The organism is Acutalibacter sp. 1XD8-33, assembly GCF_003612555.1.
In the GTDB taxonomy this organism is placed as follows: Bacteria; Bacillota; Clostridia; order Oscillospirales; family Acutalibacteraceae; genus Acutalibacter.
The window spans coordinates 1-20,905 of the sequence record NZ_RAZF01000017.1; the positions used below are offsets into that span (position 1 = coordinate 1).

Genomic DNA, 20,905 nt, shown 5'->3' on the forward strand with positions numbered 1-20,905 from the left:
GGAGCGTTCTGACCTGACCGAGTCGGCAGACGAGACCAGCTGAGACTCAACGCCCTCAAGGTCTTGCCCTTAAACACCTGAGAAGCGTATTTTTGCCAGGGTGGTGAATAATAGGTTAACACTCGCTGCGCTCGGTTAACTATCCGAGTTTTGCAAAGCAAAACTCTTAAGAGGGGACGGAGAGTTCATCTCGCACAGCGAGATGAATCTCTTTTGCAACTGAGAAAAGCGTCCCCTGGAAACCGGAGCCAGCCAGCGCCGTGGATGAACGCACCCAGCACGCCTTGCAAGCCCCTGGAAGCGTGCCAAGCTCTCTCTCCCGGCCGCAAATGGGCAAAAAGAAGCCTGTCCCGAACGTGTGCAAAACCACCGCGTTGGGATGCGCGGAAAAGCGGCCCTGAAAGCGCGACAGAAACCGCCCTTTGAGAAGGGAAACAGAAAGGCCGCAAAGGCAGGCGGCTCTAGGGCCGGGCCGGAGAAGGCGCTTGGCGGGTTCAGTAAAAGTGACAGTAAAAACGACAGTATAAACAGCAGTAAAAGTGACAGTAAAAACGGCAGTAGAAACCTCAGCCATAATAAGACAAAGACAAAGAATAAGACAAAGACAAAGAATAAGACAAAGACATCCCCCCACCCCCCAAGGGGGCTTCTCCCTGTGAGATCTGTTTGAGGAAAGAGAAGAAACGCCGGAAAGAAAGGAAATTTATGAATCAGGAAAATCAAGAGATCCAGGCGGCCAACGCCGCGCAGGCCCCGGGGCAGAGCATGTCCCCGCAGCCGGAACCGGCGGCAGCGCCCGGGACTGCGTATTATGGGGGTCCGGCCGCAGACGCGGCCCCGTTTATCCCCGCCCAGGCCCAGCCGCCCGCCGGAAGCCCGGAGCAGGCCCCCGGCTACTGCGGCCCGTACCAACCCCAGGGCGCGCCGGGCCCGGTTCCGCCGCCCGCCCAACCCTGGGGGCCCGCTCAGCCTCCATATCCGTATGCTTCGGTTCCCCAGGCCACCCCCCAGGCGGTAGCGCCCGGGACTGTGTATTACGGGGGTCCGGCCGCAAACGCGGCCCCGTTTATTCCCGCCCAGGCCCAACCGCCCGCCGGGAGTCCGGCTCAGGCCCCCGGCTACTGCGGCCCGTACCAGCCTCAGGGCACGCCGGGCCCGGTTCCGCCGCCCGCCCAACCCAGCGGGCCTGCTCAGCCCCCGTATTCCTATGCCCCGCCGCCGGTTCCGTCCCAGGCCTGCGGGTATGCCCCTCCGCCTTCCTACGCGGTAAAGTCCAAGGACCCGCGAAAAACCAACGCGGTGCGGGATCTGAATACCATGAGCGTGCTGGTGGCCGTCATGACCATGCTGAGCCTATTGATACAGAGCGTTGTGGTCTATGCCTGCATGAGCGCCGGGCTGGACCTGAGCGCCCCCTCTCAGGGGCTGGCCCTGGCGGTGATGACAGTGGCCATGTCTCCCCTGTGTACGGCCAGCCCTTGCCTTGGCTATATGCTCTTTGGCGGCAGGCGGCGGGACTGGAACTATCATCTGCGCTTTCAGAAGGTGGGGCCCTTTTCTCTGGTGCTGGTGTTGGGAGGGCTGGGGCTGTGCCTGTTGGCGAATTTCCCCGCCGCCGGGGTGGACGCCCTTCTGGAATCCCTGGGCGCCTCCGAGCCGGCCTCTGGGCTGGGCCAGGGGAAAAGCTGGTCCCAGCTGGCCGTGGAGCTTTTGGGGGTGGCGGTGCTGGTGCCCCTGGTGGAGGAGTTCGCGTTCCGGGGCGTGATCTTCTCCGGGCTGCGGCGGTTTGGCACAGGCTTCGCGGTGGTGGGCTCGGCGTTGATCTTTGGCTTCGCCCACCTGAGCCCCTCCTCGGTGGTGTTCGCCACCCTGGCGGGAGCCGTTATGGTCTGGCTCTATGCCGTTACGGGGAACCTGTGGGTCTCCGTGGCCATCCACATGCTGAACAACGCCCTGGCTGTGCTGGGGGAGTACGCCGGATTCCTGGCGGGGCCGGACAATATGGCGCTACTGGAGAACATCCTGCTGTTTGGGCCCATGGCATTGGGGTTGTTGGCGGCTTTGCTGGGAGTCACGCTTTGGCGGAAGCGGCTGAAGAGCCTGTTCAGCCGGAACTTCCGGGAGCAGTCTCCTCTGGGCTGGCCTTCCCTGAAGCTGGGGGAGTCCGCGAGGTGCCTGGCCAGGTCTCTGGTGCTGTGGGGGCTGCTGTTCATCGTGATTCTGTATACCCTGTGCCTCTTCCTGTGATGGAGCGGGAATTTCTGCCGGAAAAAAGGTTTATGGCCCGGGCCCTGGAGCTGGCCCGGGAGGCCGCCCTGGCCGGAGAGGCGCCGGTGGGAGCGGTGGTGGTCCGGGGGGGCGAGATTCTGGGCGAGGGCCGCAACCGCCGGGAAGCGCTCCAGAGCCCCCTGGCCCACGGGGAGATGGAGGCCATGGAAAGGGCCGCCGGAAAGCTGGGGTCCTGGCGGCTGACGGGCTGCCAGCTGTACGTCACCCTGGAGCCCTGCCCCATGTGCGCGGGGGCTGCAGTGAACGCCCGGATAGAACGGATTGTCTTTGGAACCGAGGACCTGGCGGCGGGCTGCTGCGGCACGGCGGCCAATGTGCTGACCCTGCCGGGGGCCTTTCATCCCAAGGTGTACCGGGGGTTTCTGGAGGAGGAGTGCAGGGCCCTGCTGGAAGGGTTCTTCCGGGACCTGCGGGGGAACTGAGGACCGTCCTGATATAGAAAACATGCTTGCCCCAGATTTTGCGGGGGGCCAAAAGGAGGAAACAATGGGAGACTATCAGAACATCAGAAAAGAGATCGATTCCTACTGCGGGCTGTGCTGCCAGGACTGCGGGTTCCGGGAGAGCACGGGATGCGGGGGGTGCATCGCCACAGAGGGGCATCCCTTCCACGGGGAGTGCGCCCTGGCCCAATGCGCCATCGGGAAAAAGCGGGGCTTCTGCGGCGAGTGCCCGGACTTCCCCTGCCAGCTGCTGGAGAGCTTTTCCAACGACCCGGAGCACGGCGACACCCCGCCCGGGGCCAGGATCCAGGCTTGTTCCCAGACCAAGGCCCGGCTGGTGTCCGCGGCCCGGGAGGGAACGGATCCCCAGGGCGTGTGCGGGCACCACTGCGACCACTGCCCCTTCTCCCAGTGGTGCGGCGGCTGCCGGAGCGTCTACCCCGGGTGCTCCTTCGCTACCCTCTATGAGGACGGCAAATGCCCCAACACAGCCTGCGCCGGAGAGCGGAGCCTGGACGGCTGCTACGCCTGCCCGGACCTAACGGAATGCCGGAAGGGCTACTTCGACGCCGGGGACGGCTATACCGCCCAGGGCGCTGCCCGGTTTATCGCGAAACACGGCAAAGAGGCCTATGCCATGGCCCTGGAACAGGCCGGGGAACGGCCGGAGGGCCTGGACACAGCGGAAAAGCTGGTGGAATTTTACGAAAAATTCCTGTAAAAGGTGGGGGCGAGAATGGGAAAGCGGGTTCGGAAGCTGGGAAAATGGGCCTTTGCGGCCCTGTGCGTTCTGGGCATCCTCTGGTTCTGTATGCCCATCCTCCACGGGGGCTTCGGCGAGGGCTCGGTCTTTGGGGTCGCCGTGTGCGGGATGGGGCTGGCCCTGGTCCTCTGGGCCCCCAAATGGGCCCGCCGGGGCGGCTGGCGGCGGGTTCTGTGCTGGGTGTGGGCGGCGCTCTATGTGCTGGGCCTGGGCTGGGCCGGATACCTCACCGGGCTTATCGTCTCCTACCAGGCGGCAAAGACCCCGGACGGCCTGAACGTGGTGGTGCTGGGGGCCCAGGTGTACAGCGCGGAGCGCATGGGCATGAGCCTGACCAACCGGGTGGCCAAGGCCCGGGAGTATCTGGAGGCCAACCCCGAGGCGCGGTGCATCGTCACCGGGGGCATGGGGGGCAACGAGCCCTGCCCGGAATCCCTGGCCGCGAAGAACGCCCTGGTGCGGGGCGGCGTCGACCCGGACCGGATCTACATGGAGGACAAGTCCCGGAACACCCGGCAGAACCTGACGTTCGCCATGGAGCTGGCCCAGAAGGAGGGGCTGGACACCAGGGTGGCGGTGGTCAGCCAGAATTTCCACCTGTACCGGGCGGTGCGGCTGGCCCGGGCGGCGGGCTTCGAGGCCTATGGCCTCCCGGCGGAGACGGACCCCATCATTTTCCCCTCCTACTACGGCCGGGAGCTGCTCTCCCTGACCAAATGGTATCTGGAGGAAATGCTGGGGGGATAGAAGGGACTTTTGATATGGGGGCTTTTTAGGCGCGGCAGTGCGTCCAGATTTCAGAGAGCCGGGTGTGCTCTCGGCTGGTACGCTCGTGCGTTGCCGCTGGCCTGCTCCGGAACTAGGAAACTTTTTTCTCAGTTGCATTTCCTCTTGCCGATATTTTGCGAAGCAAAACTCGGACAGTTAGCCGAGTGAAACGAGGATTAACTGTTATTCACTACTTCAAAAAATGCGCTTCTTAGGAAGTTAAGGTCAAGGGCAAGACCTTGGGAACGCTGGTCTCGCCTGCCGGTTCGGTCGGGTCAGAGCAATCGCCACCGGCGATTTTCCCCGCCCCTGGACCGCGCAATGTGTTGTGGCTGCGCGAAAACCGTAAAACGTTCACGACGAGCAAAGCGAGGAGTGGGTAAAAGTTTTGTCCACTTTTTCAAAAGTGGTGGGGGTCAGGGGGCGAAGCCCCCAGCCGCCGGAGGCCATACACAATCAACAAAGAAAGAGGGATCGTCATGAAATTTGCCTGTGAAGAAGAAAAAATCAAGGCCGGGGTGCTGTTCTGCCCCGCAGACCCGGAGCTGGTGGCCATGAAGCGCAGGACCCACAACCTGAACGTGGACTACAACCAGACCCACGAGGACGAGTTCGAGAAGCGGGACCGGATCCTCCATGAGATCATCGGCGAATTCGGCGAGGGCGGGCGCATTCAGGGTCCCATCGCCTTCCACTATGGCAAGCACACGAAGATCGGCAAGGGCTTTTTCGCCAACTTCAACTTCACCGTCCAGGACGACGGGGAGGTCACCATTGGGGAGAACTGCAATTTCGGGCCCAACGTTACCATCGTCACCCCGGTACACCCCATGATCGCCTCCGAGCGCCGGGCCATGCGCACGGCGGAGGGGGAAAAGAAGCTCCTCTGCTACGCCAAGCCCGTGCACATCGGCAGCGACTGCTGGTTCGGGGCCAACGTCACCGTCTGTCCGGGGGTGACCGTCGGAGACGGCTGCGTTATCGGCGCGGGCAGCGTGGTCACACGGGATATCCCCTCGAACAGCTTCGCCGCCGGGGTCCCTTGCCGGGTGATCCGGGAGATCACGGAGGCGGACAGCATGGCCCATATGCCGGAGGTCCTGGGGGGCTGCCAGGTGCTCCCGGATGAAGAGCAGCGGTAAAACCCCTTTTCTCTTTCCTGCTGAGAAACGCTTCTAAAAATTTTCCATCGTTAAGATAACGGAATGGGCAGTGAGCCGGGGATGACTCACTGCCCGATAAACGGGAATTTACACCTGCAATTCATACAAATAATCCGAAAAATTTTTCTCCGTGCCGCGCTTTTTATAAGTGCTTTCTCCTGTTACCTGAAAGCCCAGTTTTCTTACGACCTTATTCGAAGCGATATTTTCCTTATTGACTCTTACAGTAATCCTTTTTGCTCCCTGCCTGACGGCATAATCGATCATGCCCTTTGCGGCCTCTATAGCATATCCGTTTCTCCAGTAATCTCTGTGAACGCAGTACGCAATATCGTAAGTCCTTCCGTTATCGCTTACCATAAAGCTGCAGGTCCCTATCCTTACATGTGTATCCTTCAATTCGGAGATCAGATAACAGCAGTCCTCGTCCTCGGATAATGCCTCTATTTCCCTGACATAATCCTCGTCGATCTCTTCCATGGCCTCGTCGGGCAAATACTCGCCCATTTCCGGGTCGTTCCAAATACTGATTGCAAATCGCGCGTCCTCTTTTTCGAAGCTGCGCAGATATAGCCTCGGCGTTTCTATTGTCTGTACTTTCATTTATATACCTCCAGGTGGGCTTCATCGCACATTCCAATCAATGATTCATGACAATGCCTGATGACAAAACTGGAATTTACTCTTATTTGGTCTGTTTCCATATCTTTGGCCACATAGTGCCATTACTATACGCTACAAAGAAAGTGCGGAATTGTTTTTTATCAAATTCGCCGTTGCTGATGATTATTTCTTGAACAATACCGTTTAACTTTATCATATATCCTGTTTCTTGGTATCTGTTTCGCATATAAAAAATTTTTCGCCTTGTTCTCAGTTCTATGTCGGAGGCATCTTTATCACAAGGTTCAATGGAAATGATAATCTTTTTTTCGGGATACTTGCTTTGTATATTCTGTAATATAGCGCTTCCGTAACCTTTTGAGCGAAGGCGTTTATCTACGGCAAAAAACATAACAAACACAATTTTGCTGTTGTGTGCCAAATATACAAAGCCACACAAGGTGTTGCCATCATAAAACCCTAGAAACTCCGTGTTCCACAATTTAGACATTGCCACCATCATTGGAAACGGCATTCGCTCCTTTTTAGGGAATGCCTCAAAGTAAATGTGTTTTATATCCGTACTGTTTAACCTTACCTTTTTCGCTCTAATTTGCATATAGCATTACTCCGTAAATTCCGGTTTGTCGAGCCGATTATATCATAAGTTTTTTTCCATTTCAAGTGGCTGTTAGTGAAGTCCACAATGGCTGGAGCCGCCAACACGAAAGAGAAAAGAGGCGCGGTAAAACCAGCCTTGACAAAGAGGGCGCTTTATGGTAGAATAATCCAAAAATGGGGAGGGGATTTTTGTGCGGAGGGCTTCTAAAAGCAAAAAATCCTTCGGGTTCCGGGTCCTTGTGCTGGGTGCCCAGCGTTCCCCTTTCTTTGCCGGATTTTCCCCCATTCAGAGATGAGTGGGGGTATCTTTTTAGGAGGAGCCTATGAAACTTTTGCTGAAAGGCGCCCGGATCATCGACCCCGCCCAGGGCCTGGACGGCCCCGGAGACATCCTGCTGAAGGAGGGGAAAATCGCCGCCCTGGGGGAGGACCTGCCCTCTGAGGGCTGCGAAATCGTGGACTGCCGGGGACTGGCGGCCGCGCCGGGTCTGGTGGACCTCCACGTCCACCTGCGGGACCCGGGCCAGACCCACAAGGAGGACCTGTTCTCCGCCTGCCGGGCCGCTGCGGCGGGGGGCGTCACCAGCCTCTTGGCCATGCCCAACACCCAGCCCCCCATGGATTCCCCGGCGCTGGTGGCGAACCTTCTGGAGCGGGCGAAATCCGCCGATGCCGCCGTATACACCGCCGCCTGCGTGACCCTGGGCCTGGAGGGGACCCAATGCGCGGATTATGAGGCCCTGCGCCGGGCGGGGGCCGTGGCCCTCAGCGACGACGGTAAACCGGTGGCCAGCACCCGCTGCCTGCTGGAGGCCCTGGACCGGGCCCGCTCTTTGGGGCTGCTCCTCACCGCCCACTGCGAGGACCGGGATCTGGCTCGCGGGGGCCTGATGAACCAGGGGGAGACCGCCCAAAAGCTGGGGGTGAAGGGGATTCCCCCCGCCGCCGAGGACTGCGGCGTGGCCCGGGAGCTTGCGGCCGCGGCCAGCATCGGCGCGCCCATCCACATCTGCCATGTGAGCACCAAGGGCTCGGTGGCCCTGATCCGGGACGCCAAGGCCCGGGGGGTGAAGGTCACCGCCGAGACATGCCCTCACTACCTGTTGCTCACAGACCGGGCCCTGGAGGGCATGGACGCGGACTGCCGGATGAACCCGCCCCTGGGCAGCGAGGAGGACAGGCAGGCCCTGATCGAGGGCCTTCTGGACGGCACCCTGGACGCCATCGCCACGGATCACGCCCCCCATACCCCGGAGGAGAAGGCGGATTTCATCGCCGCGCCCAACGGCTCCATCGGCATGGAGACCTCTCTGGCGGCGGTGCTGACGGTCCTTTCCGGCCGGATGAGCCTCTCCGGAATTATCGAGAAGATGAGCCGGAACCCGGCGAAAATCCTGGGCATTCCGGGGGGAAGCCTTGTGGTGGGCGGGCCCGCCGACGTGGCGCTTTTCGACCCAGAGGAGCGCTGGACCGTGGACCCCCGGAAGCTCCACGGCAAGAGCCGGAATACGCCCTTCAAGGGCATGGAGCTCACCGGAAGGGTGAAGATGACCTTTTTCCGGGGGAGGCGGGTTTTCTGATTCATTCGTCGTGAAGGTTTTATGTTGTTTGACAAGCTAGCCTAACAACCGTAAAAGTTTTGCGCGAGCTTTTTCAAAAGCTCGCGGAGTGTGAGGCAGAGCCTCACGACCTTGCCCTTGACCTTAAACACCTGAGAAGCGCAATTTTTGCGGGTGGTGAATAATAGGTTAACGCTCGCTGTGCTCGGTTAACTATCCGAGTTTTGCTCCGCAAAACATCGGCAAGAGGGGGGGCGGAGAGTTCATCTCGTATAACGAGATGAAACTCTTTTGCAACTGAATAAAAAGCACCCCTGGAAACCGGAACCAGCCAGCTCTGTGCGGTAGGCAAGCCTTTCGTTGGCTTTGCATATGCAAAGCCAAACAAGAAACCCCCGACGAGGGTTTCTTGCGGAAAACAGTCCACCGGACTGTTTTCCTATCTTCCTGCGTTGCTTTCTCAGGTGTTTTAAGGACAAGACCTTGGGGCGTTGGGTCTCGGCTGCCGCCTCGGTCGGCGCTTGACGGTCCCCACTGGGGACCAGCGCCCCCAAACCCCACAAACTTTTTGAAAAGAAGTTTAAGACGTTACCTTCGGTAAGTCTCAAAAACTTTTACCCTGGCGGGCTTTGTGCTCTCAGCCAGCGGCGAGCGTTCGCACCCAGCCAAAACGCGCTCTGGGCCAGCTGAAATCTGGACGCGCTCTCGCGCCCACCGTACCCCCCATATATAAATACATAAAAAATATCAAACCATACTGAGGAGGAAAATCTCATGTCAATGGACCGGCTGCTGGAAAACATCATGCGCAAGCAGAACCCCACGGTGGCGGGGCTGGACCCCAAGCTCAGCTACATCCCGGAGCACATCAAGGCCCGCTGCTTTGCGGAGCACGGCAAAACCTTGGAGGGCGCCGCCGCCGCTCTGCTGGCCTTCAACAAGGGCCTCATCGACAGCCTCTGGGACGTGGTCCCCGCCGTGAAGCCCCAGGCCGCCTACTATGAGATGTACGGCTGGCAGGGGATGCGGGCCCTCAGCGAGACCATCGCCTACGCCAAGAGCAAGGGCCTCTTCGTCATCACTGACGGCAAGCGCAACGACATCGGGGCCACTATGGAGGCCTACGCCGCCGCCCATCTGGGCCAGACCGACGTGGAGGGCGAGTCCTTCGAGGCCTTCGGGGCGGACGCCCTCACGGTGAACGGCTACCTGGGCACCGATGGCATCGACCCCTTGCTCTCCGTGTGCGCCGGCAGGGACAAGGGCATTTTCGTGCTGGCGAAAACCTCCAACCCCTCCGCCGGGGAGTTCCAGGACCAGATGCTCCACGCCATGTACGAGCCCCTCTACCGGGCCATGGGCAATATGTGCCAGCAGTGGGGCCTGAAGCTGCCCGGCCGGTACGGCTACTCCGGCGTGGGGGCCGTGGTGGGGGCCACCTATCCCAAGCAGCTGAAGGAGCTGCGGAAGGCCCTGCCCAACACCATCTTCCTGGTGCCCGGCTACGGGGCCCAGGGGGGCGCGGCCAAGGACGTGGCCCAGGGCTTTGACAGGCACGGGGCCGGGGCCATCGTCAACTCCTCCCGGGCCATCCTCTGCGCCTGGCAGAAGGAGGGCTGCGACCCGGAGGATTACGCCGGGGCCGCACGCCGGGAGGCCGTCCGGATGCGGAACGAGATCATGGCGGAGCTGGGCGGCATCAGCTTGCCGGTGTAGCATGGCCTCGCGGATCATGCACCTGCTCCTGGCCAGGGAGCTGCTGAAAACCAGAGAGTTCGCCCAGCCGGAGGCCTTTCTCTTTGGGTCTCTTCTGCCGGACGCCCCCCGGTCGGAGACAGCGGGAAAGGGCAACCGGGCCAGCCATTTTCTGGCGGACCGGGACCCCCTGCGCACCTACGACCTGGAGGCCTTCCGGCGGCTTTATGGGGACCGCCTTCGGGAGGAGGGGCTCTATCTGGGCTACTACCTCCACCTGGTCCAGGACAGCGTCTACCGGAGGTTCCAGCACGGGAAGTGGCGCTGGGGCAGGCTGAGCGAGGAGGAGTTCCACATCCTGTACCGGGACTATAGCCGGCTCAACGGCCAGTTTATCCGTCGGTACGGCCTGAAAAATACCGTGAAACTCCCTGAAAACGGGGAGAAAGAGGACGTGTGCCTGCGGTTTTCTCTGCGGCCTGGGGAGCTGCTGGAGCAGATGGAAGAGGACTTTCGCCGGGAAGAGCCGGGAGAACCGGAAGAGCCGGGCTTCCTCACCTGGGAGATGGCCCAGGAGTTTGTGGAGGAGGCTTTTCAGGTGTGCCAAAAGGAGCTCTCCGCCCTCAGCGGGGGCGGGCCTCTGTTGGACCCCTGGTCCCTGGCGTGGAATAGATTGGAGAGGATACGATGAAACCGTTTGATTCTGTTCTGTGTACATTGACGGAAGCGGCGGAGATCGCCCCAGGGATCTTCGACTTCCGCCTCCGCTGCCCGGAGCTGGCGGCTCTGGCCCTGCCCGGACAGTTCGCCCAGGTGCGCCTGCCGGGGCACATCCTGCGCCGTCCCATCTCCCTATGCGGCATCGACCGGGAGCGGGGGGAGCTGCGGCTGGTGTTCCAGGTGCGGGGGGAGGGCACGGCGGAGCTGGCCCGGTTCCAGGCCGGGGACTCCCTGGAGATCCTGGCCCCCCTGGGCAAGGGTTTCCCTCTCGACAGGGCGAAGCGGACCTTGCTTTTGGGAGGGGGGATCGGCGTGCCCCCGCTGCTGGCCGCGGCCCGGGAGCTGGGGGAAGCCGCGGTGGCTGTGCTGGGCTTCCGCACCCGGCAGGCCGTGATTCTGGAGGAGGACTTCCGCGCCGCCGGGGCCAGGGTGCTCATTGCCACGGACGATGGCAGCTATGGCTTCCACGGGCTGGTGACGGAGCTTGCGGCGGGGGAGGACTTCGACGTGCTCCTCGCCTGCGGGCCGGGGCCCATGCTTCGGGGGGCCAAGGCCCTGGCGGAGGAGAGGGGCGCGGCGGGATATCTCTCGTTGGAGCAGCGGATGGCCTGCGGCGTGGGGGCCTGCCTGGGCTGCGCGGTGGCTCTGCTGGACGAAAGCGGCGGGGAGTACTATGGCCATGTGTGTAAGGACGGCCCGGTGTTCCCCATGGAGAGCATCGCGGAGGGCGCACTTTAAGACCTTGGGGACTCTGTCCCCAAGCCCCTGCGGCCTTTGAAAAGGCCGGCGAAACTTTTACCCGCTCCGCGTTCGTTCCATTGGCGGGCGCAGGGTACAAAGCCAAAACGCGCGCCCAGACTGGTGCCCCTTGACTAGCTCCCGCGCCCGCCGTACCCCCCATATAAAATACCTCAAAAACGCAAATCCCCCAGAGAGAGGAGCAAGCTCATGATCATTCTGTGTTCCAACGGCCTCACCAGCCCGGCCCTGCGCCGGGCGGCGGGGCGGTTCGCAAAAGCCGGAGGCTGGGCCGCCCTGGTGGTGACCGCGGACCCGGACTACCGGGAGAAGAACTACCACGTCCCCCGCTGTAAGGAGGAGCTGGCAGCCCTGGGCCTGCGGGCGGAGATCTTCGATTTCGACTTCCAGCCCCCGGAGGCCCTGCTGAACTACGACGCGGTGGAGCTCATGGGCGGCGACCCCTGCTACCTCCTGGATTCCATCCACCGGCACGGCGGGGAGGACGCCTTGCGCCGGGTGGCGGAGAAGGGCCTGCTCATCGCCTGGAGCGCCGGGGCCCTGGCCCTGGGCCCCAGCCTGGAGCTCTTCCAGCGGCTTGAGCCGGGCGGGGACGCCCAGGCCTTGGGCCTCACGGACCTGGAAATTTTGCCCCACTATAGCCGCTTCCACACCCGCTACGAGGGCCTGGAGGCCCAGTGCGCCGCCTACGAGAAGGAGCGGGGCCGTAAGGTCTGCCGCCTGGACGACGGCGAGGGCCTGCTGCTGGACGGCCAGGGGCGGCTGGTGGAGGAAATCCTCTCCCCCCTGCGGGTGACGGTGGCCGGGGTGGAGTTCCGCAACCCCGTGATCGCCGCCTCGGGCACCTTCGGCTTCGGCCGGGAATACGGGGAGCTCTACCCTCTCAGCGAACTGGGAGGGATCAGCTGCAAGGGGACCACCCTCCATGCCCGCCCCGGCAACCCGCCCCCCAGGGTCACCGAGACCCCCGGAGGGATGCTCAACGCCGTGGGCCTGCAGAATCCCGGGGTGGAGCACTTCATCCGGGAGGACCTGCCCTGGCTCAGCCGCCAGGGGACCCGGATTATCGCCAACGTGGCGGGCAGTGCCGTGGAGGACTACTGCCGCACCGCCGAGCTCTTGAACGACACCTCCGTGGACATGGTGGAGCTGAACATCTCCTGCCCAAACGTGAAGGAGGGCGGGGTGCAGTTTGGGGTCACGGCGGAAGGGGTGGCGGGGGTCACCGGGGCCGTGCGCCGGGTGTGCAAAAAGCCCCTGATGGTGAAGCTCTCCCCCAACGTCACCGACATCGGGGAGATGGCCGCCGCCGCCGAGAGCGCCGGGGCGGACGCGGTGTCCCTGATCAACACCCTCACCGGGATGCGGGTGGACATCCGCACCCGCCGGCCCATCATCCACAACAACACCGGGGGCCTCTCCGGCCCGGCGGTGCTCCCTGTGGCCCTGCGCATGGTGTGGCAGGCCTCCCAGCGGGTGAAAATCCCTATCGTGGGCCTGGGGGGCATCGCCACATGGCAGGACGCGGTGGAAATGCTCCTCTGCGGGGCCAGCGCCATCCAGGTGGGCACGGCCATCTTCACCGACCCCTACGCCCCCCTGAAAATCCGGGACGGCCTGCTGGCCTATCTGGAGGAGAACGGCATCCGGTCTGTCTCTGAGCTCACGGGAGGTGTGCGGCCATGGTGACGAAGGTGTACCTCATCCGCCACTGCCAGTCCATGGGCAACCTGGGCGGGCGGTTTCAGGGGCGCTTCGACGCGGACGTGAGCCCGGACGGCCAGAAGCAGCTGGAGCTCTTGGGTCTGCGCTTTCGCAACGAGCACCTGGACGCGGTCTACACCAGCCCTCTGCTCCGGGCCCGAAAAACCGCCCAGGCCCTGGCGAAGTATCATCCTGTGGATGTGACAGACGAGCCCGGCCTTTTGGAGATCGACGTGGGGGACATGGAGAACCTGCTCCTCTCCCAGGTGGCGGAGCGCTTCCCCCAGGTGGCCTGGGACTGGGACAACGCCCCGGACCAGTGCCGCTTCCCCGGCGGCGAGACCATGGAGGAGGTCTATGCCCGGGTGAACGCCGCCTTGGACCGGATCATCCAGGGGAATCCGGGGAAAACCGTCGCCGTGGCGACCCACGGGGGCGCGCTACGGAATATCTGGGCCCGTGTGGAGACGGGAAGCCCGGAAGGCCTCCGCCGGAGCCAGGTTTTTGGCAATACCAGCGTGAGCCTGCTGGAGGCGGAGGGGGGCGCTCTCCACTGGCGCTATACCAACGACCTCTCCCACCTGCCCGAAGAGATGCGAAAGCCCAGAATGTACTACCGCTTCGACCAGGGCAAGGGGGCGGAGCCGGTATGATCATTCTCGGCGTGGACCTGGGCCATGCCCGTACGGGCCTTGCGGTGTGCGATAAGGGGGAGTTGCTGGCCTCCCCCCTCAAAGTGATCGCCCAGCGGGACCCGGAACGGCTCATGGAGGAGGTGGCGGCGGCGGCCAAGGAGGCCGGAGCCGAGCTTCTGGCCGTGGGCCTGCCCCGGAACATGGACGGCACCGAGGGGGACAGCGCCCGCTTTGCCCGGGAGATGGGGGAGAGGCTGGGGGCGCTCTCCGGCCTGCCGGTGGAGTTTGTGGACGAGCGGGGCACCACCATCACGGCCCACGGCTACCTGAACGACACCAACACCCGGGGCAAAAAGCGCAAGGCCGTGGTGGACGCGGTGGCGGCGGTGATTATTTTGGAGGATTTTCTGCGGAGACGGCGGAACCTCTCTTCCCCCGGGGAGTAGAGCGGGCGTTGGGGGCGCGTTTTGGGGGCTGTTCCCGGAAAAAGTTCTGGGATTTCCAATTATAGGTTTCCTTTTTGGGAATACTATGGTATACTTTCTGAGAGACAAGCGGCTGCGCACACGATCTCTCAAAAAGTATACTTTGTTGAAATGGCTTTGCGTGTGAAAGCAGGATGGAGGCGGATGGCGTGAAAAACGGCGGGTTTGGCGCGGTGCTGGTAGCTGCGGGCAGCTCCAGCCGGATGGGAGCCCTCCCCGGGGGGCGGTCCAAGGTGCTGGAGGATTTGGGAGGCCGGCCGGTACTGTGCCGGTCTATGGAAACGCTTCTCCAGAGCCCCTATATCAGGAAGCTCTGCGTGGTGTGCCGACAGGAAGAGATGGCGGAAATCGCCGGGTTGGCGGCGGAAATAGCGGCCAGGACGGTACAGGGGAAAACCGTTGTGTTCGCCCAGGGAGGGGAAACCCGGCAGGAATCCGTGTGGAAGGGGGTCCAGGCCCTGGAGGGAGAGGGGGAGTACCTGCTGTTTCACGATGGAGCCCGGCCTTTTTTGAGCCTGGCCCTGGTGGAGGCGGTCTGCCGGGACGCGCTGGCCTTTGGAGCGGCCACGGCGGCGGTGCCCAGCAAGGACACCTGCAAGCTGGCGGATAGAGAGAGCTTCGTGGAGTCCACCCCGGACCGGGGCCGGCTCTGGGCGGTGCAGACGCCCCAGGCATTCCAACGGGAGCTCTACCTCTACGCGGCGGAAAAAGCCCGGGCTCAGGGCCTGGACTGCACCGACGACTGCCAGCTGGTGGAGGCCGCCGGGGGCCGGGTGAAGCTGACCCGGGGAGACTATAAAAATCTCAAGCTCACCACGCCGGAGGACCTGCTTCTGGCCCGGGCGGCGGTGGAGGAAGAAAAAAGGAATGAAATGGAGGGAAGTGAGGGAATGCGTGTTGGCAGCGGTTACGATGTACACCGGCTGGCAGAGGGCCGGGCACTGATTCTGGGCGGGGTGAACGTCCCCTTTGAGCGGGGCTTGCTGGGCCACTCCGACGCGGATGTGCTGTCCCACGCGGTGATGGATGCCCTGTTGGGCGCTGCGGCACTGGGGGACATTGGAAAACTCTTTCCAGACAGCGACCCCCAATACCAGGGAGCAGACAGCCTCCAGCTGCTCGCGGAGGTTTGCCGGGTGGTCAGGCGCAAGGGCTGGGAGATCGGCAATATCGATGCCACGGTGATTGCCCAGCGGCCCAAGCTGGCTCCCCATATAGAAAAAATGCGGGAGAACATCGCCCGGGCCTGCGGTATAGACACGGGCCGGGTGAGCGTAAAGGCCACCACAGAGGAGGGTCTGGGCTTCACCGGGAGGGGAGATGGCATCGCCGCCCAAGCGGTGTGTCTGCTGAACGAGGAGGGATAAACGGTGCTGCATTTGGAGCCCGTTACAAAAGAGAACTGGCGGGACGCTGTTTTTCTCACCACAGACCCGAAGCACGAGAATCCCCTAGACGAGGAGTGGGTCACCAGTACGGCGTTCTCCATGCTTCAGGCGGTATACGAGGAGAACTGGGACTGCCGGGTGGTTTACGATGGAGAGATGATGGTGGGCTTTGTGTTCTACGGCCTTTGGAAGGGGAACCGCCCTTTGCTGTGCCGGTACATGATTGACATTGACCACCAGGGCAAGGGGTACGGCCAAAGGGCCCTGCCCTTGATCGTCCGGCAGATCTGCGCTCAGTACCACAGCCAGAAGGTCTATGTCACCCTGGAAAAGGAGAACAGGCGCGCTGTATACCTCTATGAGAAATTTGGCTTTCGGGACACAGGAGAGGTAGACGAGGGTGAGAATGTGTATCTATATCGCGTGGATGGCGCTGGCGCCATGTGACCGCGCTTAACAGGCCTCCATGTATACAGTTAAAAAGTATACTTTGTTGAAGGCGTGTTTTGGCCTCTGGCAGCCAGGGTTTCACCCTGGACTGGACCAAACTTTTTGAAAAAAATTTGGATCAAAAACTTTTACCCTGGTTGGCTTTTGGGCACTCAGCCAGCCAGATTAAAATGTTTCGTAGACTTCGTGAAACGAAGTCTTGCCTTTCTGAAAGGCGGCGAGGTGTGGGAGAGTTCGCTTCGCGAACTCTTGAGCTCCACGGTCTTGCCCTTAACACCTGAGAGGCGCAATTTTTGCGGGTGGTGAATGATAGTTAACGCTCGCTACGCTCGGTTAACTATCAAGAGGGGGGCGGAGAGTTCATCTCGTTGCACGAGATGAAACTCTTTTGCAACGGAACAAAAAGCACCCCTGGAAAACGGAGACAGCCAACTCTGGGCGCAGTATCTCAGCCAAAAGTTCCCGCCGGGCTGTTTGCCCGTTCACCCAGCCCGGCAGAGTTTTCCGTAGGAAAACTCATGTCACACGGCGAAACTCAGCTATCTCCTTCCGCCATTCTTCGTGCCGTGTGCCGTTCCCCCCATAAAAAACTCCCAGAAAGTATAGCGATCAAACAAATATGTTACGGAGGAAATAGCATGATGAAATTGAAGTGGCTGGGCCATTCCTGCTTCCGGGTGGAGTGCGGAGATTTTGCCCTGGTGCTGGACCCCTTTGAGCCGGGCAGCGTGCCGGGCTGCAAGGAGATCCGGGAGACCGCCGGGGGCGTGCTGTGCAGCCATCAGCACCATGACCATAACTACATTGCGGGCGTCACGCTGAAAGAGGGGGAGAACCCCTTCCATGTGGAGGCTCTGGACTCCTTTCACGATGACTGCCAGGGCGCAAAGCGCGGCCCCAACCGCATCCATATCCTGGAGGCGGGCGGCGTCCGTGTGGCCCATTTCGGGGACATCGGCTGTATGCCCAGTCCCGCCCAGCTGGAGCGGCTCCAGAACCTGGACGCGGTGATGATTCCTGTGGGCGGCTTTTACACTGTGGGCCCCCAGGAGGCCAAGGCCATTGTGGACGCCATCCATTCCCGGGTCGTCATCCCCATGCACTACCGTTCTGAGAGCTTTGGCTTTGATGTGCTGGGCACGGTGGAGGACTTTCTGGCGCTGTGCGGCAAGGTCCGCCGGGCAGAGGGGGATACCCTGGAGATCACCCCCGGCATGGAGCCGGAGGTGGTGGTGCTCGCTTATGCAGGATCTTAATTGCAAATTCTATAATTAAAGGAGAGTTTATATGGAAATTACCCAGGATATCAAGTATGTAGGCGTCAACGACCATCAGGTGGACCTGTTCGAGGGCCAGTACGTGGTGCCCAACGGCATGGCCTACAATTCCTATGTGGTGCTGGACGAAAAGGTTACGGTGTTCGACACGGTGGACGCCAAATTCACCCATGAGTGGCTGGACAATATCCAGAGCGTTCTGGGCTCCCGAAAGCCGGACTACCTGGTCATTCAGCATATGGAGCCAGACCACTCCGCCAACATCGCCCATTTCATGCAGATGTATCAGGAAACCACCATCGTCTCCAGCGAGAAGTCCTTTGCCATGATGGGCCAGTTCTTTGGTACAGCCTTTGAGGACCGCCGCCTGGTGGTAGCGGAAGGGGATACCCTGTGCACCGGCAGGCACACCTTTGCCTTTGTGGCCGCTCCCATGGTCCACTGGCCGGAGGTGCTGGTGACCTATGATACCTGCGACAAGGTCCTGTTCTCCGCCGACGGCTTCGGCAAGTTCGGCGCGCTGGATGTGGAGGAGGAATGGGACTGCGAGGCCCGCCGGTATTATATCGGCATTGTGGGCAAATACGGCGCCCAGGTGCAGGCCCTGCTCAAGAAAGCGGCGGGGCTGGATATTCAGATCATCTGCCCTACCCACGGCCCCGTGCTCAAGGAGAACCTGGGCCACTATCTCCGGCTCTATGATCTGTGGTCCTCCTATACCCCGGAGAGCGAGGGCATTGTCATTGCCTATACCTCTGTCTACGGCAACACCAGAAAGGCCGTGGAGCAGTTTGCGGAGAAGCTCCGCCAGAAGGGATGCCCCAAGGTGGTTATCCACGATCTGGCCCGCTGCGACATGGCGGAGGCAGTGGAGGACGCTTTCCGCTACAACAAGCTGGTGCTGGCCACCACCACCTATAACGCGGAGATCTTCCCCTTTATGCGCACCTTCATCAACCACCTCACAGAGAGGAACTTCCAGAACCGCACCGTGGCCCTCATTGAGAACGGCACCTGGGCCCCCATGGCCGCACGGGTGATGAAGGGAATGCTGGAGAAGTCTAAAAAGATCACCCTGGCCGAGCCGGTGGTGACCATCCGCTCCGCCCTGAACGGGGAGAGCGGCGAGAAGCTGGAGGCCCTGGCCAACAACCTGTGCCAGGACTATCTGGCCCGCCAGGACGACACCGCAGACAAGCACGACCTCACCGCTCTGTTCAACATCGGCTATGGCTTGTATGTGGTCACCAGCAACGACGGCAAAAAGGACAACGGCCTGATTGTGAACACGGTGACCCAGGTGACCAACACCCCCAACCAGATCGCGGTGTGCATCAATAAGGACAATTATTCTCATCATGTGATCAAGCAGACGGGGAAGATGAACATCAACTGCCTCTCAGAGGACGCGCCCTTCTCCCTGTTCCAGAACTTCGGTTTCCAGAGCGGCCGCGCGGCGGACAAGTTCGCGGGTCAGGAGATTCTCCGCTCAGACAACGGCCTGGCTTTCCTGCCCATGTATATCAACTCCTTCCTGTCCCTGAAGGTGGAGCAGTACGTGGACCTGGACACCCACGGCATGTTCATCTGCACCGTGACGGAAGCCCGGGTGATCTCCAACGTGGAGACCATGACCTACACCTACTACCAGAACAACGTGAAGCCCAAGCCCCAGACCGAGGGCAAGAAGGGCTGGGTGTGCAAGGTCTGCGGGTACGTGTACGAGGGCGAGGAGCTGCCGGACGACTTCGTGTGCCCCCTGTGCAAGCACGGCCCGGCGGACTTTGAGCGGATCGAGTAAAAAAGAGAAGCGAGAACCAGAGAGGGGAAGACCTCATAAAGAAGGTAAGGGCAAGACAGGCCGCGGCGGTCTGTCTTGCCCTTTTATTTTTATACGGTATCGTTTATCTGTCCTCTCCCATAATCCATTGGTCATTATGCTCCGTATCAATCAATTTCAAGGTGTACGCGTTGGGAACAGATATCGTATAATCATTTTTGCCACTTGTTGGGTCATACTCGCTTATGGCGATTGCAGAGTATAAACCGCTGTAGTTTTCGTTATATGGATGGAGATGCCTTTTTTCTTTCATAATATCATACGCGCTGATTGGGGTATTGTCATAAAACATATATCCATAAATCGGGTCTATCACACCATACCGTCCCTCATAGTATGCTTCGCAGACCACATAGCCGTTATATGCCTTTTCAGGATTTGCCAGATACACAATCCGGCATGGTATGTTAGAGCACTGAAGGAATACGGCACAAACCCGCGCCATATCCGCACACCAGTCTGTGCCTCGTTCTATAATTTGCTTCTCAGTACCTCCAAAAAGCATATCTTTAAAATCTACATCATATTTTGCCGCAATTTCAGAGGTAAACTTTATCACATTGGAGATTGTCTCTCTATCTGTTTTCCCACGAAACTGTCCTGCAAAATCAAATAATTCATGCCGGGTCATATCATACTTTTTTACTTGAGAATACAGAGACCGATAAGACGCATCGTCCAATCGAACCATTCCTTTGATGAGCGTATCATCTATGGAATTTTCAGCGTGTACGTCATTCCGAAGCATTACCCCATAGCTTTTCCCAAACACATCGCACCAAGTGTGTGCGAGGCGTAAGCTGGTTTTCGCGGTGGTGTCAAAAAGATTGACAGTCGCACGGCTCGGTCTATCTTTCCGTTTCCACCCCAGCCGCGAAACGGCTGTCTTTTGCTACGCAAAAGTTCGGCGAAAACTCTGCAAAACTGGGTACGTATACACGCAGAACTGGCTGGTTCCGCATTCACCCCGCTCGCATTTTGTGGCGAGCCGCAAAATGCGAGCGGGGCGCCTGACGCGAAGAATGGAGCGATGAGATAGCTGGGTTTCGCCAGGCGTCATGAGTTTTGCAAAGCAAAACTCTGCAAAGCTGGGTGCGCAGCGCTATCCCCGCGGGCAAAGAGCCAGCCGAACGTGCTCTGCCTGGGGCGCGTCTCAAAAAATAGTTCCATAAAACTTTTATCCTGGTCAGCTGTGCGCGTCAGCGTCAGCTCGCCTGCAGGCTCTCCAGCTTGGCGTCGATATACCCCCGCACCTGGTCCTTTGGGATTTCCAAGGCGGCGGCAAACTCCCCAAAGAGCATGTCCTCCGCCTGCTTGAGGAAGCGCTCGTCCACGCTGCCGAACTTCCGCTTCTGCTGGAGCATGGCCCGCTTTTTGGCGGAGATGGAGAGAGTGAGCTCCATCCAGTCCTGGCAGTTATGGCTTTTCAGCATGGCGTCATAGCGCTCGGAGAGCTCCCGGCTGGCCCGGCAGTGGACCGCCGGACAGTTCAGGGTGGGAATCAGGCAGATAAGCCGGTCCGCCTCTTCCCGGGAGATGATGGGCCGGATGAACACCTTTTCAGAGTCCACCGGCACGGAAATAACGCAGGATTGATACAGCGGCCGCATGATGTAATAAAGCCGTTCCTGGGAATCGGGAAACTGCTGGGCCTTAATCTCGCTGACCCGGCACACGCCTGTTCCGCCGTACTGTACCAACTGCCCTACCTGATACATAGTTTTACCCCCTCTTTTTTCTTTT

20 protein-coding genes and 1 pseudogene are annotated in these 20,905 nt (G+C 60.6%); 17 read left to right on the forward strand and 4 right to left on the reverse strand.

From position 1 onward, the window contains the following. Positions 1–705: 705 nt before the first annotated feature. The 5 genes from D7X94_RS11490 (at position 706) to D7X94_RS11510 (ending at position 5,405) form a co-directional block, all read left to right on the forward strand. Complete coding sequence (locus D7X94_RS11490; RefSeq protein WP_120427834.1) at positions 706–2,247, forward strand: CPBP family intramembrane glutamic endopeptidase; 1,542 nt, start codon at positions 706–708, stop codon at positions 2,245–2,247. Between the two features lie 32 nt (positions 2,248–2,279). Beyond that, positions 2,280–2,711: a nucleoside deaminase gene (locus D7X94_RS11495; protein ID WP_243111289.1), complete on the forward strand. Its 432-nt coding sequence runs from the start codon at positions 2,280–2,282 to the stop codon at positions 2,709–2,711. A 64-nt stretch (positions 2,712–2,775) separates the two neighbouring features. After that, entirely contained in the window at positions 2,776–3,453 is a 678-nt protein-coding gene (locus D7X94_RS18795; protein WP_120427835.1) for a DUF3795 domain-containing protein, read from the forward strand. Between the two features lie 15 nt (positions 3,454–3,468). Continuing rightward, the gene (locus tag D7X94_RS11505; protein ID WP_120427836.1) at positions 3,469–4,242 is read left to right on the forward strand and encodes a YdcF family protein; all 774 of its coding nucleotides are present in this window, start codon (positions 3,469–3,471) and stop codon (positions 4,240–4,242) included. 500 nt (positions 4,243–4,742) lie between these two features. Continuing rightward, positions 4,743–5,405 (forward strand): sugar O-acetyltransferase, encoded by a 663-nt coding sequence (locus tag D7X94_RS11510; RefSeq protein ID WP_120427837.1) that lies wholly within the window; start codon positions 4,743–4,745, stop codon positions 5,403–5,405. Between the two features lie 108 nt (positions 5,406–5,513). On the opposite strand, the gene D7X94_RS11515 is transcribed toward D7X94_RS11510, so the two are convergent. Together D7X94_RS11515 and D7X94_RS11520 are read right to left on the reverse strand one after the other, a co-directional pair. Continuing rightward, positions 5,514–6,029 (reverse strand): GNAT family N-acetyltransferase, encoded by a 516-nt coding sequence (locus tag D7X94_RS11515; RefSeq protein ID WP_120427838.1) that lies wholly within the window; start codon positions 6,027–6,029, stop codon positions 5,514–5,516. 82 nt (positions 6,030–6,111) lie between these two features. Continuing rightward, a complete protein-coding gene (locus D7X94_RS11520) occupies positions 6,112–6,648 on the reverse strand; it encodes a GNAT family N-acetyltransferase (RefSeq protein WP_120427839.1) in 537 nt (178 codons plus the stop codon). Positions 6,649–6,973: 325 nt separating this feature from the next. Between D7X94_RS11520 and D7X94_RS11525 the strand changes: the two genes are divergently transcribed. The 12 genes and pseudogenes from D7X94_RS11525 to D7X94_RS11575 all read left to right on the forward strand — a co-directional run bounded on the left by D7X94_RS11525 (position 6,974) and on the right by D7X94_RS11575 (position 19,123). Beyond that, positions 6,974–8,230: a dihydroorotase gene (locus tag D7X94_RS11525; RefSeq protein ID WP_120427840.1), complete on the forward strand. Its 1,257-nt coding sequence runs from the start codon at positions 6,974–6,976 to the stop codon at positions 8,228–8,230. 753 nt (positions 8,231–8,983) lie between these two features. Further along, positions 8,984–9,925, forward strand: a complete 942-nt coding sequence (gene pyrF, locus D7X94_RS11530; RefSeq protein ID WP_120427841.1) for an orotidine-5'-phosphate decarboxylase — start codon at positions 8,984–8,986, stop codon at positions 9,923–9,925. 1 nt (position 9,926) lies between these two features. Continuing rightward, positions 9,927–10,595 carry a zinc dependent phospholipase C family protein gene (locus D7X94_RS11535; protein ID WP_120427842.1) on the forward strand — a complete coding sequence of 223 codons (669 nt, stop codon included), beginning with the start codon at positions 9,927–9,929 and terminating at the stop codon, positions 10,593–10,595. Next, positions 10,592–11,362 (forward strand): dihydroorotate dehydrogenase electron transfer subunit, encoded by a 771-nt coding sequence (locus D7X94_RS11540; protein ID WP_120427843.1) that lies wholly within the window; start codon positions 10,592–10,594, stop codon positions 11,360–11,362. Before D7X94_RS11535 ends, D7X94_RS11540 begins: the two co-directional genes overlap by 4 nt. Before the next feature lie 210 nt (positions 11,363–11,572). Next, positions 11,573–12,127, forward strand: a pseudogene (locus D7X94_RS19230) (Type 1 glutamine amidotransferase-like domain-containing protein); the annotation flags it as partial. Between the two features lie 30 nt (positions 12,128–12,157). Next, positions 12,158–13,072: a dihydroorotate dehydrogenase gene (locus D7X94_RS19235; protein ID WP_442857908.1), complete on the forward strand. Its 915-nt coding sequence runs from the start codon at positions 12,158–12,160 to the stop codon at positions 13,070–13,072. Next, positions 13,066–13,740, forward strand: a complete 675-nt coding sequence (locus D7X94_RS11550) for a histidine phosphatase family protein (protein ID WP_120427844.1) — start codon at positions 13,066–13,068, stop codon at positions 13,738–13,740. Before D7X94_RS19235 ends, D7X94_RS11550 begins: the two co-directional genes overlap by 7 nt. Then, positions 13,737–14,168 carry a Holliday junction resolvase RuvX gene (gene ruvX, locus D7X94_RS11555; RefSeq protein ID WP_120427845.1) on the forward strand — a complete coding sequence of 144 codons (432 nt, stop codon included), beginning with the start codon at positions 13,737–13,739 and terminating at the stop codon, positions 14,166–14,168. The genes D7X94_RS11550 and ruvX overlap by 4 nt, the downstream gene beginning before the upstream one ends. A 188-nt stretch (positions 14,169–14,356) precedes the next feature. Beyond that, positions 14,357–15,574, forward strand: coding sequence for a 2-C-methyl-D-erythritol 2,4-cyclodiphosphate synthase (gene ispF, locus D7X94_RS11560; RefSeq protein WP_243111290.1), 1,218 nt, complete (start codon positions 14,357–14,359; stop codon positions 15,572–15,574). Between the two features lie 3 nt (positions 15,575–15,577). After that, the gene (locus D7X94_RS11565; RefSeq protein ID WP_120427847.1) at positions 15,578–16,042 is read left to right on the forward strand and encodes a GNAT family N-acetyltransferase; all 465 of its coding nucleotides are present in this window, start codon (positions 15,578–15,580) and stop codon (positions 16,040–16,042) included. Positions 16,043–16,683: 641 nt separating this feature from the next. Then, complete coding sequence (locus tag D7X94_RS11570) at positions 16,684–17,301, forward strand: MBL fold metallo-hydrolase (RefSeq protein ID WP_243111291.1); 618 nt, start codon at positions 16,684–16,686, stop codon at positions 17,299–17,301. Positions 17,302–17,332: 31 nt separating this feature from the next. Continuing rightward, entirely contained in the window at positions 17,333–19,123 is a 1,791-nt protein-coding gene (locus D7X94_RS11575; protein ID WP_120427848.1) for a flavin reductase, read from the forward strand. Between the two features lie 103 nt (positions 19,124–19,226). On the opposite strand, the gene D7X94_RS11580 is transcribed toward D7X94_RS11575, so the two are convergent. Together D7X94_RS11580 and D7X94_RS11585 are read right to left on the reverse strand one after the other, a co-directional pair. Then, positions 19,227–19,844, reverse strand: a complete 618-nt coding sequence (locus tag D7X94_RS11580) for a transglutaminase domain-containing protein (protein ID WP_147401717.1) — start codon at positions 19,842–19,844, stop codon at positions 19,227–19,229. Between the two features lie 523 nt (positions 19,845–20,367). Next, positions 20,368–20,880, reverse strand: coding sequence for a CarD family transcriptional regulator (locus D7X94_RS11585; protein ID WP_120427850.1), 513 nt, complete (start codon positions 20,878–20,880; stop codon positions 20,368–20,370). Positions 20,881–20,905 lie beyond the last annotated feature (25 nt).

What these genes read in the sequence shown, in the direction of transcription:
- D7X94_RS11550 (WP_120427844.1), top strand. Translation starts at nt 13,066, where the DNA reads ATGGTGACGAAGGTGTACCTCATCCGCCACTGCCAGTCCATGGGCAAC.
- pyrF (WP_120427841.1), top strand. Translation starts at nt 8,984, where the DNA reads ATGTCAATGGACCGGCTGCTGGAAAACATCATGCGCAAGCAGAACCCC.
- D7X94_RS11520 (WP_120427839.1), bottom strand. Translation starts at nt 6,648, where the DNA reads ATGCAAATTAGAGCGAAAAAGGTAAGGTTAAACAGTACGGATATAAAA.
- D7X94_RS11585 (WP_120427850.1), bottom strand. Translation starts at nt 20,880, where the DNA reads ATGTATCAGGTAGGGCAGTTGGTACAGTACGGCGGAACAGGCGTGTGC.
- D7X94_RS11495 (WP_243111289.1), top strand. Translation starts at nt 2,280, where the DNA reads ATGGCCCGGGCCCTGGAGCTGGCCCGGGAGGCCGCCCTGGCCGGAGAG.
- D7X94_RS11525 (WP_120427840.1), top strand. Translation starts at nt 6,974, where the DNA reads ATGAAACTTTTGCTGAAAGGCGCCCGGATCATCGACCCCGCCCAGGGC.
- D7X94_RS11570 (WP_243111291.1), top strand. Translation starts at nt 16,684, where the DNA reads ATGATGAAATTGAAGTGGCTGGGCCATTCCTGCTTCCGGGTGGAGTGC.
- D7X94_RS11515 (WP_120427838.1), bottom strand. Translation starts at nt 6,029, where the DNA reads ATGAAAGTACAGACAATAGAAACGCCGAGGCTATATCTGCGCAGCTTC.
- D7X94_RS11490 (WP_120427834.1), top strand. Translation starts at nt 706, where the DNA reads ATGAATCAGGAAAATCAAGAGATCCAGGCGGCCAACGCCGCGCAGGCC.
- D7X94_RS11575 (WP_120427848.1), top strand. Translation starts at nt 17,333, where the DNA reads ATGGAAATTACCCAGGATATCAAGTATGTAGGCGTCAACGACCATCAG.
- D7X94_RS11510 (WP_120427837.1), top strand. Translation starts at nt 4,743, where the DNA reads ATGAAATTTGCCTGTGAAGAAGAAAAAATCAAGGCCGGGGTGCTGTTC.
- D7X94_RS11535 (WP_120427842.1), top strand. Translation starts at nt 9,927, where the DNA reads ATGGCCTCGCGGATCATGCACCTGCTCCTGGCCAGGGAGCTGCTGAAA.
- D7X94_RS11540 (WP_120427843.1), top strand. Translation starts at nt 10,592, where the DNA reads ATGAAACCGTTTGATTCTGTTCTGTGTACATTGACGGAAGCGGCGGAG.
- ruvX (WP_120427845.1), top strand. Translation starts at nt 13,737, where the DNA reads ATGATCATTCTCGGCGTGGACCTGGGCCATGCCCGTACGGGCCTTGCG.
- D7X94_RS18795 (WP_120427835.1), top strand. Translation starts at nt 2,776, where the DNA reads ATGGGAGACTATCAGAACATCAGAAAAGAGATCGATTCCTACTGCGGG.
- D7X94_RS11505 (WP_120427836.1), top strand. Translation starts at nt 3,469, where the DNA reads ATGGGAAAGCGGGTTCGGAAGCTGGGAAAATGGGCCTTTGCGGCCCTG.